The following is a 16,420-nucleotide window of genomic DNA, read 5'->3' on the forward strand; positions in this document are numbered from 1 at the left end:
CGCGCGCAGGTCGAATAGTCGCGCGAAATACCGGCGCGTGACGTCAAGCTGAGGCCATCATGCGCACGATTATTTCCTTTGCCGCCTTGTTTCTTTCCGTCATTCTGCTGCAGCTTTCGACCGGCGGCGTCGGCCCGTTGGACGCGATCTCGGGGCTGACGCTGGGCTTTTCGACGGAACAGATCGGTCTGCTGGGATCTGCGCATTTCCTCGGCTTCTTCATCGGCTGCTGGTGGGCGCCGCGCCTGATGGGCAGTGTCGGTCATTCGCGTGCGTTTGCGGTCTGCACCGCTTTGGGTGCGATGGGATTGCTGGGCCACACACTGACCGAGGACCCCCGCATATGGGCCGTGTTGCGCATCGCCTCGGGCACTTGCGTTGCAGGGTGTTATACTGTGATCGAGGCCTGGTTGAATGCCAAGGTCACCAACGACTCGCGCGGGCGGGTCATGGGAAGCTATCGGATCGCAGACCTTGGGGCGTCGCTTTGCGCCCAGTTGATCATCGCGGTTCTGCCACCTGCATCTTACATCTCTTACAATCTGCTGGCGATCCTGTGTTGTGCCTCGCTGCTGCCGCTGGCGCTGACGCGCGCCAGCCAACCCAAAACACCGGACGCCCCGCGCCTGCGGCCCAGAATGGCTTGGCAAAACTCGCCACTTGCGGTCGCCGGGGTCATCGTTGCAGCGCTCAGCTCGGCGTCGTTCCGCATGGTGGGCCCGGTCTACGGCCAAGAGGTCGGTCTGGGCGTGGACCAGATCGCCTTTTTTCTGGCGTCGTTTGTTCTGGGCGGCGCGCTGGCCCAATATCCGCTGGGGTGGCTGGCAGACAAATACGACCGCCGCTGGGTGCTGATCTGGCTGTCCGCCGCCGCCGTGCTAAGCTGTGCCATTACGATGGCCGCAAGCGGTGCAGGCGCGCTGGGTGTCATGCTGGCTGCCGGTTTCTTCGGACTGACCACCTTTCCAATCTTCTCGGTCTCGTCTGCGCACGCCAATGACTTCGCAACAACTGAACAACGCGTTGAACTGTCTGCCGCATTGATGTTCTGGTACGCGCTGGGGGCAATCGCCTCGCCCTATGTCTCATCGACGCTGATCCAGCAATTCGGGCCGGGCGCGCTATTTGCATTTGTCGCCGTCGGGCATCTGGGGCTGATCGTTTTTGGCCTTGCCCGGATGCGGTCGCGCCCAACGCCCCAAGAAAGAACGAACTACGTCTATGCTCCTCGAACTTCATTCACCATCGGCCGCCTTCTGAAACGATCACGCGAGGATTAAAGGCTTATTCTACAGGCGGCGACGACTGAACCATCTCATCCAGGACAGAGCCCGCTTCATACCCCAGCGGGTCGATTTCCAGCCCCGCGCGGATTACCGAAGACCCAGGCCCCGACATGCCGCTGCATACGCTCATAGCCGACAAAATCGGCCAGCGCTTGCTCCTGGTCGGCCAGAGTGCTGGTCGGTGAAAGAACTGGGGTCATTGCAACGATGGCGGAGAGGCGAAATACACGCGCCAAATAAGAGCAATACATAAATCCCCCCTGCAAAACTGCTTTGACCATCGTAACACACCGTCCGGAGTTTTCGCGAAGGCGGCGTTTCCGGGTGAGAATAAGGCACCAACACCTAAACCGGGCTTTTGCTGAGCGGTCACATACTGTAGACGGGCGCGCAGTTAGTTACGTGGAAACGCAAAAATGGCCCGAATTCTCATCACCTCGGCGATCCCTTACATCAACGGGATCAAGCACCTCGGCAACCTGATCGGCTCGCAACTGCCTGCCGATCTTTATGCACGTTACCAGCGTGGCCGGGGGAATGAGGTGATGTTCCTGTGTGCAACGGATGAACACGGCACCCCGGCCGAGCTGGCAGCGGCGAAAGCGGGCAAGCCCGTCGCCGAATACTGCGCGGATATGTATGCCGTTCAGGCCGAGATCGCGCAGCGTTTTGGCCTCAGCTTCGATCACTTTGGCCGCTCGTCCAGCGCGCAAAACAAGCGCCTGACCCAGCATTTTGCGGGCAAGCTGGACGAGGCAGGCCTGATCCGTGAGGTCAGCGAAAAACAGGTCTATTCCAACGCCGATGGCCGGTTTCTGCCGGATCGCTATATCGAGGGCACCTGCCCCAATTGCGGCTATGACCGTGCGCGCGGCGACCAGTGCGAGAACTGCACCAAACAGTTGGACCCGACTGATCTGATCGAGCCGCGCAGCGCGATCAGCGGCTCGACCGATCTTGAAGTGCGCGAGACCAAGCACCTGTATCTGCGTCAATCGGCGATGAAAGATCAGTTGGACGCGTGGATCGACAGCAAGACGGACTGGCCGATCCTGACCACCTCTATCGCCAAGAAGTGGCTGCATGACGGCGACGGTCTGCAGGATCGCGGCATCACCCGCGATCTGGACTGGGGTGTGCCCGTCAAGAAAGGCGATCAGGACTGGCCGGGGATGGAGGGCAAAGTCTTCTATGTCTGGTTCGATGCCCCCATCGAATACATTGCCTGCGCCAAGGAATGGGCGGATTCTACCGGCAAACCGGATGCCGAATGGGAGCGCTGGTGGCGCACCGACAAGGGCGCGGATGACGTGCGCTATGTCCAGTTCATGGGCAAGGACAACGTGCCTTTCCATACGCTCAGCTTCCCGGCCACCATTCTGGGCTCGGGTGAGCCTTGGAAGATGGTCGATCACCTGAAATCCTTCAACTATCTGAACTACGACGGCGGCCAGTTCTCGACCAGCCAAGGCCGTGGCGTGTTCATGGATCAGGCGTTGGAGATCCTGCCCGCCGACTACTGGCGCTGGTGGCTGCTGAGCCATGCGCCCGAGAGCAGCGACAGTGAGTTCACGTGGGAGAACTTCCAGCAATCGGTGAACAAGGACCTGGCCGATGTTCTGGGCAACTTCGTCAGCCGGATCACCAAGTTCTGCCGCTCGAAATTCGGCGAGGCCGTGCCCGAGGGCGGTACCTTTGGCGAGCGCGAGCAGGCCCTGATTGCAGATCTGACCAAACGCATCCGCGCCTATGAAGGCCATATGGAGGCGATGGAGGTTCGCAAATCCGCGCAGGAATTGCGGGCGATCTGGGTCGCGGGCAATGAATATCTGCAGGCCGCAGCACCTTGGTCCACCTTCAAGGAAGACCCCGAACAGGCCGCCGCGCAGGTGCGTCTGGGCCTGAACCTGATCCGGCTGTATGCCGTGCTCAGCGCGCCGTTCATCCCCGAAACCTCGGCCCGGATGCTGAGCGCGATGAACACGCTGGATACCGGATGGCCCAACGATGTTGAGGCCGCGCTGAGCGCCCTGCCCGCCGGCCATCAATTCTCGGTGCCCGATGTGCTGTTTGCCAAGATCACCGATGAGCAGCGCGAAGACTGGCAGGCGAAATTCGCCGGAACGCGCACCTGAACCACGACCGTTCAGAAATCTCGAACCGGGGGCTTAGCTGCCTCCGGTCTTTCAGTGTTCTCGCTTGAACCTTGCACTATGCGCCACAATCGTCAGCTTTGCGGTGTAACTCTGCCATTCGCCTGAGAATTTTATCGGTTGTTGGCGACAACCCGGTCGTCAACATGCTTGAGAAATGACCGCAAAGCGGCCATCCTGATCTCAATGTGATCGACTCGTCGCGGTGCGCCTATGCCGCGGCGCATATTTATCGTCTGAACGAGGCATGTGTTATGTCCCCTGAATTTGTTCCCACCTCCCCCCGTCGCTGCAGACCCGCCACGGCGCTTGGTCCGACCCTGGCCCTACTCTCGTGTCTTGGGTTCTGGCATTCTGCAGCCGCGCAGGATCAGGGTGACGCGCCCGCGCCGAAAGTGTCCATCGCGGCAGCCTATTCCCAGGAAATTACCGATCAGGCCACCTTTATCGGGCGGGCCGAGGCCATCGACAAGGTCGACATCGTGGCACGGGTCAGCGGTTTTCTGGAAAGCCAGGACGTCGAAGACGGTGCGTTGGTGAACGAGGGCGATCTGCTGTTCAAGATCGAACCAGACCTCTACGAGGCCACCTTGCAGGCCCGCAAGGCCGATCTGGATCGGGCCGAGGCCAATCTTGAGCTGGCCAAGGTCGATCTGGCCCGCAAGGAAGAGCTGTTCCGGCGGCAGGCGACCCCGGAATCCGAGCGCGACATTGCACGCGCCAACGAACTGGTTGCCGAAGCCGAGGTCAAAGCCGCAAACGCCGCGATACAGCAGGCTGAACTGGATCTGGGTTACACCGAGATCCACGCCCCATTCACCGGGCGTCTTGGGCGCGTAGCCACCAGCGTCGGAGATGTCGTAGGACCAAACAACCCACCCTTGGTCAATCTTGTCAGCGAAGCTCCGATTTATGTGAACTTTTCGCTGAACGAAAAGCAATTCACCACAGTTCTTCAACAGGTTGGCGAGAACGCAGCGTCTTTGGCCGAAAGCAACAACAGCCCGAACGTTCACGTTACGCTGCCCAATGGAACCGAGTTGGATGAGACCGGCGAGATCGTCTTTGTCGACAACCGGATCGACCCTCTGACCGGCGCAATTACCGTGCGAGCGCAGTTCGAAAACACCGATCGTCTCATCATCGACGGTGCGTTTGTGAATGTTCAGATTGAGGCACTGGAACCCACATTGCAGGTACTGATCCCACAGGCCGCGCTGCAGCGTGACCAGCGGGGTGAATTCGTTCTGGTCGTCAATGACAAACAGATGGTCGAACAGCGATATATCACCACCGGAGATACGGTCGGATCGGCGATCATCGTCTCCGACGGCCTGCGTGAAGGCGAAAGCGTGATTGTCGAGGGCCTGCAGCGGGTGCGCCCCGGCGTGGCTGTAGACGCGGTTGTCGCCTCTGAGCAGCCGGGAGAGTAACCGATGTTCTCAGCCCTGTTCATCAGCCGGCCCAAGCTGGCGCTTGTCATTTCGCTGGTCCTGACCATTCTGGGCGGGATCGGCTATCTGGTGCTGCCGGTGGCGCAGTTCCCGGACATCACACCCCCGGTCGTCAGTGTGACGGCCACCTATACCGGTGCAAACGCCGAGACCGTTGAAAACACCGTTGCCGCGCCCATCGAGGCGCAGGTTAACGGCGTAGACGATATGATCTACATGACGTCCACCTCGTCCGACAACGGATCTTATTCTTTGAACGTGACGTTCGAGGTCGGAACCGACCCCGACATCGCGTCAGTGAACGTACAGAACCGGGTGGCGCAGGCCATGGCCTCGCTTCCGTCCGAGGTCACATCGTCCGGCGTTGTGACGCAGAAAGCGTCGACAAACATGCTGTTGCTGGTCACGCTGACCTCGCCCAATGGCACATATGACAGCGTGTTTCTGTCGAACTACGCCTCGATCAACCTGAAAGATGCGCTGGCGCGGATTCAGGGTGTCGGCAGGGCCGACGTTCTGACCAATCTGGAATACGCCATGCGAATCTGGATGGACCCCGATAAGATGGCAGCGCTGTCCATCACTCCGGGTGATGTGATCAACGCCATCCGCGAACAGAACATCGAAGTCTCGGCAGGCTCGATCGGGTCGCCGCCGGTACCCGAAGGGCAAGCTTTTCAATACACGATCAAGACCAAAGGCCGCCTGACCTCGGCCGAAGAGTTTTCGGACATCGTGATCCGAACCGGAGATGCCGGTGCGATTGTGCGCGTAAAAGACATCGCGCGCACCGAGCTGGGGGCGCAGTTCTATTCAGCCTCGGGCTTTTTCCAGAGCGTCCCGGCCACCGTGATCGGTATCTACCAAGCCCCCGGCGCCAACGCGCTGGCCGTGTCCGAGCGTGTGCAGGCCGAGCTGGATCGCCTGTCACGTTCTTTCCCGACCGATGTCGAATACGCAGTGCCGTTCAATACAACGGACTTTGTTGAACAGTCCCTGAACGACGTTGTTTCGACCCTGATCCTGACCTTCATTCTGGTGATCACGGTTGTGTTCATCTTCCTCGGCAGTTGGCGCGCGACCATCATTCCGGCGGTGGCGATACCGGTGTCCTTGATCGGGACATTTGCATTCCTGCTGGCCTTCGGAATGTCGCTGAACACGATCTCGTTGTTTGCATTGGTGTTGGCCATCGGGATTGTGGTTGATGACGCCATTGTTGTGGTTGAAAACGTCGAGCGCATCATCGCGGAAGAGGGGCTGTCCCCGCCCGAAGCAACGCGCAAGGCTATGGGCCAGATCACGGGCCCGGTGATCGCGACCACGCTGGTTCTGCTGGCCGTGTTCGTGCCGGTGACCTTCATGCCCGGCATCTCTGGGCGATTGTATTCGCAGTTCGCAGTAACGATCTCGACCGCTGTTGTGATCTCATCGATCAACGCGCTTACGCTGTCTCCGGCCTTGTGCGGGCTGGTGCTGAAGGCGCGCTCGGGGCCACCTAAGGGTTTGCTGGCGGTGTTCGAAGGTTTCATCGGTACGATGCGCAGCGGCTATACAGCTATGGTGCGCAAACTGCTGATCCTGCCGGTCATCTCGCTTGGCATCATCGCCGCCTTTGCTGCGGGAACCGGTACGATCATGGGGAATACCTCGAAAGGGTTCATCCCGCTTGAGGACAATGGTTATCTATTCGTCGACATCCAACTGCCCGACGCGGCAACGCTCGAACGGACCGAGACCGTCTCGGCGCGACTGGATGCGCAGATGCAGGAAATCCCCGGTGTTGCCAGCACTGTTCTGGTGAACGGTTTCTCGCTGCTGAACGGGACAACGACCAACGGTGCCGCCATCTTCGTCAACCTCACCAATTGGGAGGAACGACAAGAGCCCGACCTGAGCGCGGATGCCATTCTGGGCAAAGTGCTGGCGATTGCGAACCAGGAATCGGCGGCTTCGATCGTCGCCTTCAACCCGCCGCCCATTCAGGGCCTCGGCATGTCCGCCGGTGTTGAGATGGAGGTGCAGCAGACCGGTGGCGGCTCACCGCAGGATCTGGCTTCGGCGGTTGGCTCTTACGTCTATGCAGCCAACCAGCGGCCCGAGATTGCGCAGGCCTATACCACCTTCCGCGCAAACGTGCCGCAGCTGTTCGTTGATCTGGACCGGGAAAAGGCCAAGACCCTGCAGGTTTCGGTGGCCGAGATTTTCCAGACCATGCAGGCGCAGCTTGGGTCCTACTACGTGAATGACTTCAACCTGTTTGGTCGGGTCTATCGCGTGATGATTCAGGCTGAAGGCTCGTACCGGAACAAGGTCGAGGATATATCGGACCTCTATGTGCGCTCCACCAAGGGCGAGATGGTGCCGCTGGGCACGCTGATCGATGTCGAGAACGTGCTGGGGCCGGTTCTGTTGAAACGACATAACCTGTTCCGCTCGGCCACGGTGACAGCGGTGCCTGCTCCCGGTCTGTCCACCGGTGACGCGATCAATGTCATGACCGAGGAATCGGCAACCGCCCTGCCCCCCGGTTATGCGTTCGAATGGACCGGCACGGCGCAGCAACAGCTCGCCTCGGGCGGGCTGGTGGTCGTGATCCTGGGCCTGGCGATCCTGTTCGGCTATCTGTTCCTTGTGGGGCAATACGAAAGCTGGACGATGCCCGTGTCGATCCTGATGTCCGTGGTCGTCGCGCTGTTTGGCGCGGTGGCGGCGGTGGCCGTCGTGGGCAGCGATATCAACCTCTATACGCAGATCGGGATGATCATGCTTGTGGGGCTTGCCTCGAAGAACGGGATTCTGATCGTGGAATTCGCGATGGAGCAGCGCGCCAAGGGCCTGTCGATCAGAGAGGCTGCAGCCGAGGCTGCGCATCAGCGTTTTCGCGCCGTGATGATGACCGCGCTTTCGTTCCTGCTGGGTGTTGTGCCCCTACTGGCCGCGAACGGCGCGGGCGCGGCCAGCCAGAAGGCCATCGGTGTGGCGGTCTTTGGCGGCATGCTGGCGGCGACGTTGTTCGGGGTGATCCTCGTGCCCGTCCTCTATGCCGTGATGCAAGGGCTGCGCGAGCGGATCAAAGGTAGCAAAAACGATCCGGGCCCGTCGGAAGAGGCCGCCTGATCAGACAAAACAAAACGCCCCGCAACTGAGCGGGGCGTTTTGCTTCTAGCGATTGCTCATCCACTCATCAATCCGTGCAACCTGCTCGGGCGTCAGCCGCAGACCCAGCTTGTTGCGCCGCCAGATCACATCCTCGGCCGAGCGCGCATATTCCTTGTCCATCAGCCAGTTCAATTCTGCCGCTGTCAGAGTGGCTCCAAAATCCTCACCCAGATCGGATTGATCCTGTGCCGCACCCAATATGGCGCGCGCGTCGGTCCCGTATGCCCGAACCAGCCGCCGCGCCCATGTCTGCGTCAGGAACGAATAATCCGCCATCAGGCTTTCGATCAGCGCATCAACCCCATTGACCGGAAAGTCGCCCCCCGGCAATGGCACACCCGCTGTCCACGGCCCCAACACACCCGAGAGATGCTCACCCACCTTCTCAAGCGCGCTTTCCGCCAGACGGCGATAGGTGGTGATCTTGCCGCCAAAGACATTGAGGACCGGCGCGCCGCCTTCGGAATCCACTTTCAGCGTGTAATCCCGCGTTGCCGCTGTGGCGCTGCTGGCCCCATCGTCATACAAAGGCCGCACACCTGAATAGGTCCACACGATATCCTCGCGTGTCACCGGCTTCTCGAAGTATTTCGAAGCAAAAGCGCACAGATACTCCTGCTCGGCCTCGGTGCAGACCGGAGGCTCGGACGGGTCCGCATGATCCTGATCCGTGGTTCCGATCAGGGTAAAGTCCTGCTCATAAGGAATGGCGAAGATGATCCGTCCGTCCTCACCCTGAAAGAAATAGCATTTGTCGTGATCATACAGCTTCGGCGTCACGATATGGCTGCCGCGCACCAACCGGACACCTTCACGAGAGTTCATGCGGATCTTGGTCTGGATGATGTCGCCGACCCACGGCCCTCCGGCATTGATTAGCATCCGGGCATGAACTGTGCTGGTCTCATCCCTGTCGCGATCGCGCAGCGTGATTTGCCACAGATCATCCACACGCTCGGCCGAGATCACCTCGGTCCGCACCATGATCTGCGCCCCGCGCGCCTCGGCATCGCGGGCGTTCAGGACCACAAGGCGCGAATCCTCGACCCAGCAATCGGAATACTCATATGCGGTTTCGAACTTGTCCTGCAGCGGACCTCCTTCGGGCACGCTCCGCAGGTTCAGAGATCGGGTGCCGGGCAGGATCTTCCGCCCTCCGAGGTTATCATACATGAACAAGCCAAGCCGGATCAGCCAAGCCGGGCGCCGCCCACGCATCCACGGCATCACCGTGCTCAGCAATCTGGATGTGGGTGTTTCCGCATCGAACCGCATATCGCCGTGATAGGGCAGCACAAAGCGCATCGGCCACGAGATGTGCGGCATGGCGCGCAGCAAAGTCTCGCGTTCGATCAGCGCCTCGCGAACAAGACGGAATTCAAAGAATTCCAGGTAGCGCAGCCCTCCATGGAACAGCTTGGTCGAGGCTGAAGACGTAGCCGACGCAAGGTCGTTCATCTCGGCCAGAGCCACCGACAGCCCCCGCCCCGCCGCATCGCGTGCGATGCCGCAGCCATTGATGCCTCCGCCAATGATAAACAGATCGGTGACCTGATTGGTATCCGATGACATATCGCGTGATTCCCTGGTTTAGCAGCGTTGCGCGCATTAACCCTGCGGATGTTCGTTTCGTCAATATATTCTTTCGTTTTTGCTCTTATACCGCTGCTATGCGCGTCATCGCACCCAATGGCCTTGCCAAACTGACCAAAAAGAGCAAAAACGAACACAATCATCTGCGGAGCGCCCAATGTCCCTGTCCTTTCGTCAATCGGACATCCTTGAAATCGCCAGAACCGAAGGCCGGGTCACAGTCGATGGCTTGGCCGAGCGCTTTCAGGTCACTGTCCAGACCATCCGGCGCGATCTGTCCGAGTTGTCGGATGCGGGCGTGCTGGACCGGGTGCATGGCGGGGCCGTTCTACGCTCGGGCGTCTCGAATATCGGGTATGAGGATCGTCGCGCCCTGAACCACGAGGTCAAAACGCGCATCGCCGCGCGCTGTGCTGCGGATATCCCGGATGGCAGTTCGGTTTTTATGAATATTGGCACCTCGACCGAAGCGGTCGCGCGCCAATTGCTGCAGCACAAGAACCTGATGGTGGTCACCAACAATATGAACGTCGCAACCATTCTGGCCGAGAACCCGGATTGCGAAATCGTGGTTGCTGGCGGCGTTCTGCGCCGGTCAGACAGTGGTCTTGTGGGCAATCTGGCGGTGTCGACCATTCGTCAATTCAAGTTCGATCATGCGATCATCGGATGCTCGGCGCTGGATGCCGATGGTGATCTGATGGATTTCGACCTGCAAGAGGTGCTGGTCAGCCAGACCATTATCGCGCAGGCGCGGCGCACCAGTCTGGTGGCGGACCATTCCAAGTTCAGCCGCACCGCCCCCGCCCGCATTGCCTCATTGGCGGATGTGGATGCGATCTATACTGACGCGCCCCTGCCCGCAGACCTGCCCGCGAAATGTGCCGAATGGCAGACACAGATCGTCATGTGCGGCGACAGGCAATAGGTCATCACTTTCTCCAAAACACCCATAAACTGATTGACGAAGCGCAGCGCACAACTGAGGATGCAGTAACCTTCCCAACAGGAGGCGCGAGCATGGGACTTTTGGGGCAGCCGCTGGGCTATTACGACTATCTGACATTTGTGGCGTTGATCCTGCTTTTGGCGGCTGTGATGGCGCTGTTCTTGTTCATCATGGGCCTGCCCGGCCGGATCGCAATCAAGCGCAACCATCCCCATGCCGAGGCCGTCAAGATGATGGGCTGGATGGGGTTTCTGGCTATCGTGCCATGGGTCCACGCCTTCATCTGGGCCTTTCATGACGGTGTGACCGTGGACATGCGCCGCGGCCCCGAAGATGAGCGCAAAGCCATCCGGGATGAGATCAAGCGGCTGGGCGGCAAGGTAAAGCCCGAGTATCAGGATCCACTTGATATAGACGACACGCAGAAAAGCTAAGGCCAGAGGAAATCAATACACATGCTTGTCGCCCTCGGCATCACGCTGTTTTACATCATCTTTGTCTGGTTCGTGTTCTTCAAGGCCCAGTGGCTGAAGTTCAACATCATGTGGGGGATCGTCTCGTTCTGGGTTGGGGCGCATCTGTTGCTGATCTTTTTGGTCGCGCTGCGGTTCTTTCAGCCCTTTTCGATCGACGGCCATGTGGTGCGTTCGACCATCCAGATCCTGCCGCGGCTGACCCAGCCCACGCTGTTGACCGAGGTGCTGGTCGAGCCCAACACATGGGTCACTAAGGGCGAACCACTTTATCGCTTTGACGACACGGTGTTTTCGCTGGCCGTCGATAAGGCCAAGGCGCAGCTGGTTGCGGCCGAGCAAAATGCCAAGATTCTGGAACAGGATGTCATTGCCGCGACCGAGGCGGTCGAGCGCGCAAATGCCAAGCTGGCCTATGCCCTGACCGAGCAGGCGCGGTACGAAAACCTTGTCCCCGCCGGAGGGGCGCGGCAGGACGAACTGGATCGCTGGACCGAACAGGTGGCCGAGGATCAGGCGCTGGTGAACGAGGCCGAGGCCAATCTTGAGAAAGCCAAGCTGGCGCAGTCCTCGCAGATCGACGGCGTGAACACCGGCATCCTGCAGGCGCAGGCGCAATTGGCCGAGGCCGAATACTTCCTGAACAACACCACGATCTACGCCCCCGAAAACGGCATGATCGTGTCGCAGCAGGCGCGTCCGGGTCTTGTCGTCGGTGACCTGCGGCTGGGGGCCATCGCCAGTTTCGTGACCGAGGACAGCCCCTATATTCTTGCCACCTTCCGCCAGCAGAACTTGAAATTCGTCGAGGTCGGGCAGCCGGTCGAGGTCGCACTGGATCTCTATCCCGGCGAGATTCTGACCGGCAAGGTCGAGGCGATCTGGTGGGCCACCCGTCAGGGCCAGTACCTGCCATCGGGCCGCCTGCCCGGTTTCGAGTTGCCCAAACTGCCCGGCCGCATCGCGGTGCAAATCTCGGTCGATGTACCCGAGGGTCATACCTTCCCCGCCGGCGGTCATGGGGCGGTGGCGATCTATACCGGCATGGGGAAAAGTTTCGAGTTCCTGAGGCGCATCAACATCCGCCTCTACTCCTTTGCCAACTTCATCCGACCGCTGGATATCTGAGGATGCGTGCCATGACACTCCGCCGGTTGTTGGGCACCGCCCTGTGCGCCGCCACCCTTGCGGCCTGCACCCCGGTGGGGCCCGATTTCGTGCGCCCGAACTCTCCGGTCGTGAAACAGTGGATCGAGGTGAACAGCCCCAGCGCAGGTCAAAGCGGCCTGACGTCGCGCAGCGCGCCGGTGGTGCGCTGGTGGGAGACGTTCAACGACCCCACCCTGAACAAGCTGATCGCCGAGGCCTACGCGCAGAACCTGACTCTGCAAGTCGCCGGGGCCCGTGTGTTGCAGGCCCGCGCGCAGCTTGGCATCGCTTTCGGAGAGCTCTACCCCCAATCACAAGCCATTGGTGGATCGCTGGAGCGGCGACAGATCAGTGACAATCTGGGGCCAATCGCGGACGTCCGGCGCATCATTCCGCTGGATACCGAGTTCTCGACCTCGCAAGTGGGATTCGATGCGCAGTGGGAACTGGATGTCTGGGGCCAGCAACGGCGCGGCGTGCAGGCAGCACGCTCGAACCTCGCGTTGCAGGTCGCCAACTACGACGACGCGCTTGTGACGCTGACCGGCGATGTGGCGGCGCTTTATATCAACATACGCTCCTTGCAAGAGGCCTTGGCCGTCGCGCGTGAGAATATTGAGATTCAGCAGGTCTCGGCGGATCTGACGCAGTTGCGGTTCAACAATGGTGTGACCACTGAACTGGATGTGCAGGAATCCACCGCGCTGTTGAACAACACCAAGGCGCTGGTGCCGCAGTTGGAAAGTGACCTGCAACAAGCCAAAAACGCGCTGGCGGTGCTGCTGGGGAAAACCCCGTCGCAAATGGCGGGGCTTTTGGGCAATTCGGGTCGCATTCCGTCGGCGCGCTCGAACGTCGCAGTGGGCGTCCCCGCCGAACTGCTGCGCCGCCGCCCCGACGTGCGCGCCGCCGAACTGGCCGCCGCGACGCAATCGGCGCAGGTGGGTATTGCGCTGGCTGATCTGTATCCGCAATTCATCCTTTCGGGGTCGATCGGGCTGCAAGCCTCGGGCGGGCGCGACCTGTTCAGCACCAACAGCGCGACGGGTCTGGCCAATGCAGGCGTGGTCTGGAACGTGTTGAACTATGGCCGCATCAAGAACAATGTGCGCGCGCAGGACGCCGCATATCAGGCGCTGATTGCGAATTATCAGAACACCGTTCTGACCGCCTATTCCGAGGTTGAAAGCGCCATGGTCGCGTACACCGAGGCGCGCAAACAAGTCACCTTCTACCAACGCAGCGTCGAGGCCTCGCGCAAGGCGGCCGATATCGCGGTCGACCAGTACCGTGACGGCATCGCCAGCTATTCGCGTATCCTGAACACGCAGACCGCTTTGCTGCGGTCGCAGGCCAATCTGATCGAAGCGCGGCAGGAGGTCTCATCCAATCTGGTCGCGATCTACAAAGGTCTGGGCGGCGGTTGGCAGATTCGTCAAAATCAGGAATTCCTGCCCGAAACGGTACTGGCCGAGATGGCGTACCGTACCGATTGGGGTGATCTGCTTGAGAAAACGCCGACGCAGGCCAGCCTGAACTGACCGCTACTTCGTCAGCCCGCGCAGGCCACCCGAAATCAGGATATTCACCTCATACAGAATGCGCGGCGCAGCCAGTCCGCCGGGGCTGGCGAGGTAGTTCGGGCTCCATTCCGGTTCGAACTTCTGCTTGAAGCTGCGCAGACCCTCGAAGTGGTAGAACTGCTCGCCATGCTCATAGACGAACCCGCCGATGCGATTCCACAGTGAGGCCAGTTGCCGGTTCTCGATCCCCGAAAACGGCGCGGCACCCAGCGAGAACCAGTGGAACCCCTGTTCGGCCCCCCAAGACATCATTTCGGCAAACAACGCATCCATGACAAAGCTGGGACTGTCGGGCTCATAGCGCATCAGGTCCAGCGATAGTTCGGACTTGTGGCCGCCTTGAAACAGGTTCGCGAAGGCCATGATCTTGCCGGTCTCATCCCGCAGAACCGCATGGTCAAAGTAAGACAGGTACTTTTCGTCAAAGCCACCCAGAGCGAAACCTTTCTCCTCACCCGCCTTCTTTGCCAGCCAATCGTCCGAGATCTTGCGCAGCTCGGGCAGCACCGGGGCCAGCTCCTCTTTAGGAATGATCTCGAACACATAGCCTTCGCGCTCGGCCCGGTTCTTGGCCTGCCGGAATCGTTTGCGCGGCTTGCCGTCCAGCGAGAAATCGGTCAGCGGCACCCGCGCGACCTCACCTATTTTCAGGATCGACAGGCCGAGGTCCAGAAACGTCGGTAGATACTTGGTCGACACGCTATAAAACGCACACAGCTTACCTTCGCGATCCGCCATTTCGCGCAGTTGCCAGATCAACTGCTGGCCTGCTTTCTCGTCCCCCACTGGCTCTCCCTTGGTGATCAGGGCATTGCCCGTATCGGCATAGGCCAGAAAGGCGGTTTCATCGTCCGAGATCAGGAATTGCTTGTCGCCGGTCAGCGAAATTTGGGATTCGGTGTCCTCGCATTCCATCACCAGCCGCTCGACCACTTCGGGGATTTCGGTGCGGATTGGGGTTGGAATCTCGCGGCCAAACAGTGAGTTTACCGCCACCACGCCAAGGATCACCGCCACTACGAGGCTGGAACGCAGAAAGCGTGATGCATCACCGTTCCAGGCGAATTCCCACCATAGCGCGTTTTGGTATTCGACATGGGAATAGGCAAATAACCCCACCCAGAAGATCACCAGCAGCAAGGCCATCACGCTGACCAGCCACGGGATATTCAACCGGAAAATCGACGCGCCGCTGACACGGTAGAACGCGCCCCGAAACATCGCCAGCAGAGCGATGGTCCCTAGCAGCGAGACGGCCTCATGTGTGTCCAGACCCTTGGCCAGCGATGCGAAGAAGCCCGCCACCATCAGCAGCATCGCCACAACCCACGCACGGTAAAGCTTGCGGAACAGCCCGCGCGACACCAGCAGCAACAGCACGCCCACAGCGCTGCCCGCCAGATGCGAGGCTTCGACAAAAGACAGCGGCAGTACCTCGCGCAAGACGCTCAGGTTCTGCGACCCGGCAGGTAGCGCGCCCGAGACCAGCAGGATCACCCCAGCCACCGCCGCAATCCCCGCAGCGACCATTGGCACGATGGGGCGGATGGCGCGATAGACCCACGTCGCCGCGCCGCCAATCTTGTGCCGCTGCGTCAGCACCGAGGCCCCGGCAATGGACAGGCTGGCTATGCCAAACGGGCAGAACGTATAGACGATGCGATAGAGCAGCAGCGCGGCAATCACATCCGAACGCCCCGAGGCGCCGAGGCCAGCGATCAGCGTCGCCTCGAACACCCCGATCCCGCCCGGCGCGTGGCTGAGGATACCCGCCGCAATCGCCGCGATATAGATGGTGAAGAAATACGGATAGCCGACGCCCAGATCATCCGGCATCAGCACGTAAAGCGCCATGGATGCCCCGAACAGGTCCCCAATCGCTGCGATGGTCAGCAGGCTGGCCAGCTTGCCACCGGGCAAGTTGAAGCCAAAGCCGCCATAGGCCAGACGCCGCCCCCCGCTGGACAACCACACGAACAAGGCGGCGAGACCGGCCAGCAGGCACAGGCCAATCGCCGTTTCGGTGGTCTCTCCGATCGGCAGCACGTTGGATATCCCATCGGGATGCAGGGTCAACAGGATGCCCAAAATCAGGATCAGCCCCATCCAGAACGCCACCCACGAGGTCGCGATGACCCCGGCGACGCGCCCCAGATCCAGCCCCAGCGACGCGTAGATCCGATACCGGATTGCCGTGCCGGTGATGTAGGAAAAACCAAGGCAGTTCGACACCGCATAACCGCTGGCCCCTGCCATGCCCGCAATAGGCAGCGGAACCTTCCCATCTGCAACGCTCTGAACTGCGAAAACGTCATAGAAGGACAGCGACAGAAAGCTGAACGCGGTCCAGCACAGCGCAAAAAACATTAACTTCCACGAGGTCGCGGCAATGTCCGTCTTCACATCCGCCCATTTTACATGCGCCGACAGATCATGCAGTACAAACAGCGCAATCAACGTGATCAACACCGGCACCGCGACCCGGACCAGAGGCTTTTCCAGCAATCCGGTTAAGCGCTCGGCCAGCCTTTGGGCCCGCGACTCGTCATTTGTCGCTTCTGAAGTCATTCTGAAATGTCCCTGCCCTGCTGCCGGTTCCGGCGTCAGATCAAAGCTTT

Annotated in this window: 11 protein-coding genes; 8 read left to right on the forward strand and 3 right to left on the reverse strand. The window is 60.3% G+C overall.

All coding sequences use genetic code 11. From position 1 onward, the window contains the following. The first annotated feature begins 59 nt into the window (after positions 1–59). A complete protein-coding gene (locus ACR0KM_RS10355; RefSeq protein ID WP_480859579.1) occupies positions 60–1,280 on the forward strand; it encodes an MFS transporter in 1,221 nt (406 codons plus the stop codon). A 56-nt stretch (positions 1,281–1,336) separates the two neighbouring features. On the opposite strand, the gene ACR0KM_RS10360 is transcribed toward ACR0KM_RS10355, so the two are convergent. After that, positions 1,337–1,537 (reverse strand): hypothetical protein, encoded by a 201-nt coding sequence (locus ACR0KM_RS10360; RefSeq protein WP_480859581.1) that lies wholly within the window; start codon positions 1,535–1,537, stop codon positions 1,337–1,339. Between the two features lie 165 nt (positions 1,538–1,702). Here ACR0KM_RS10360 and metG point away from each other — a divergent pair, with 165 nt between their 5' ends. The 3 genes from metG to ACR0KM_RS10375 all read left to right on the forward strand — a co-directional run bounded on the left by metG (position 1,703) and on the right by ACR0KM_RS10375 (position 8,013). Continuing rightward, positions 1,703–3,421, forward strand: coding sequence for a methionine--tRNA ligase (gene metG, locus ACR0KM_RS10365; protein WP_480859583.1), 1,719 nt, complete (start codon positions 1,703–1,705; stop codon positions 3,419–3,421). A gap of 272 nt (positions 3,422–3,693) precedes the next feature. Then, on the forward strand, positions 3,694–4,872 hold the full coding sequence (locus ACR0KM_RS10370) for an efflux RND transporter periplasmic adaptor subunit (protein WP_480859584.1): 1,179 nt from the start codon (positions 3,694–3,696) through the stop codon (positions 4,870–4,872). 3 nt (positions 4,873–4,875) lie between these two features. Beyond that, the gene (locus ACR0KM_RS10375; RefSeq protein WP_480859587.1) at positions 4,876–8,013 is read left to right on the forward strand and encodes an efflux RND transporter permease subunit; all 3,138 of its coding nucleotides are present in this window, start codon (positions 4,876–4,878) and stop codon (positions 8,011–8,013) included. A gap of 45 nt (positions 8,014–8,058) precedes the next feature. Here the strand turns inward: ACR0KM_RS10375 and glpD are convergent, their stop codons facing one another. Next, positions 8,059–9,627, reverse strand: coding sequence for a glycerol-3-phosphate dehydrogenase (gene glpD, locus ACR0KM_RS10380; protein ID WP_480859589.1), 1,569 nt, complete (start codon positions 9,625–9,627; stop codon positions 8,059–8,061). Between the two features lie 178 nt (positions 9,628–9,805). On the opposite strand from glpD, the gene ACR0KM_RS10385 reads away from it, so the two are divergent. The 4 genes from ACR0KM_RS10385 (at position 9,806) to ACR0KM_RS10400 (ending at position 13,760) form a co-directional block, all read left to right on the forward strand. After that, complete coding sequence (locus ACR0KM_RS10385) at positions 9,806–10,576, forward strand: DeoR/GlpR family DNA-binding transcription regulator (protein ID WP_480859591.1); 771 nt, start codon at positions 9,806–9,808, stop codon at positions 10,574–10,576. Positions 10,577–10,668: 92 nt separating this feature from the next. Then, entirely contained in the window at positions 10,669–11,031 is a 363-nt protein-coding gene (locus ACR0KM_RS10390; RefSeq protein WP_480821788.1) for a DUF3302 domain-containing protein, read from the forward strand. 21 nt (positions 11,032–11,052) lie between these two features. Next, a complete protein-coding gene (locus ACR0KM_RS10395; RefSeq protein WP_480859593.1) occupies positions 11,053–12,198 on the forward strand; it encodes an HlyD family secretion protein in 1,146 nt (381 codons plus the stop codon). 11 nt (positions 12,199–12,209) lie between these two features. Continuing rightward, entirely contained in the window at positions 12,210–13,760 is a 1,551-nt protein-coding gene (locus tag ACR0KM_RS10400) for an efflux transporter outer membrane subunit (protein ID WP_480859595.1), read from the forward strand. A 3-nt stretch (positions 13,761–13,763) separates the two neighbouring features. Here the strand turns inward: ACR0KM_RS10400 and mprF are convergent, their stop codons facing one another. Next, positions 13,764–16,370 (reverse strand): bifunctional lysylphosphatidylglycerol flippase/synthetase MprF, encoded by a 2,607-nt coding sequence (gene mprF, locus ACR0KM_RS10405; RefSeq protein WP_480859597.1) that lies wholly within the window; start codon positions 16,368–16,370, stop codon positions 13,764–13,766. Between the last annotated feature and the right edge of the window lie 50 nt (positions 16,371–16,420).

This window comes from Ruegeria sp. G10, assembly GCF_056533645.1.

Bases quoted from the DNA above. Each gene is read 5' to 3' on its own strand.
- ACR0KM_RS10390 (WP_480821788.1), top strand. From the start codon at position 10,669: ATGGGACTTTTGGGGCAGCCGCTGGGCTATTACGACTATCTGACATTT.
- ACR0KM_RS10355 (WP_480859579.1), top strand. From the start codon at position 60: ATGCGCACGATTATTTCCTTTGCCGCCTTGTTTCTTTCCGTCATTCTG.
- ACR0KM_RS10385 (WP_480859591.1), top strand. From the start codon at position 9,806: ATGTCCCTGTCCTTTCGTCAATCGGACATCCTTGAAATCGCCAGAACC.
- ACR0KM_RS10400 (WP_480859595.1), top strand. From the start codon at position 12,210: ATGACACTCCGCCGGTTGTTGGGCACCGCCCTGTGCGCCGCCACCCTT.
- ACR0KM_RS10360 (WP_480859581.1), bottom strand. From the start codon at position 1,537: ATGTATTGCTCTTATTTGGCGCGTGTATTTCGCCTCTCCGCCATCGTT.
- metG (WP_480859583.1), top strand. From the start codon at position 1,703: ATGGCCCGAATTCTCATCACCTCGGCGATCCCTTACATCAACGGGATC.
- glpD (WP_480859589.1), bottom strand. From the start codon at position 9,627: ATGTCATCGGATACCAATCAGGTCACCGATCTGTTTATCATTGGCGGA.
- ACR0KM_RS10395 (WP_480859593.1), top strand. From the start codon at position 11,053: ATGCTTGTCGCCCTCGGCATCACGCTGTTTTACATCATCTTTGTCTGG.
- ACR0KM_RS10375 (WP_480859587.1), top strand. From the start codon at position 4,876: ATGTTCTCAGCCCTGTTCATCAGCCGGCCCAAGCTGGCGCTTGTCATT.
- mprF (WP_480859597.1), bottom strand. From the start codon at position 16,370: ATGACTTCAGAAGCGACAAATGACGAGTCGCGGGCCCAAAGGCTGGCC.
- ACR0KM_RS10370 (WP_480859584.1), top strand. From the start codon at position 3,694: ATGTCCCCTGAATTTGTTCCCACCTCCCCCCGTCGCTGCAGACCCGCC.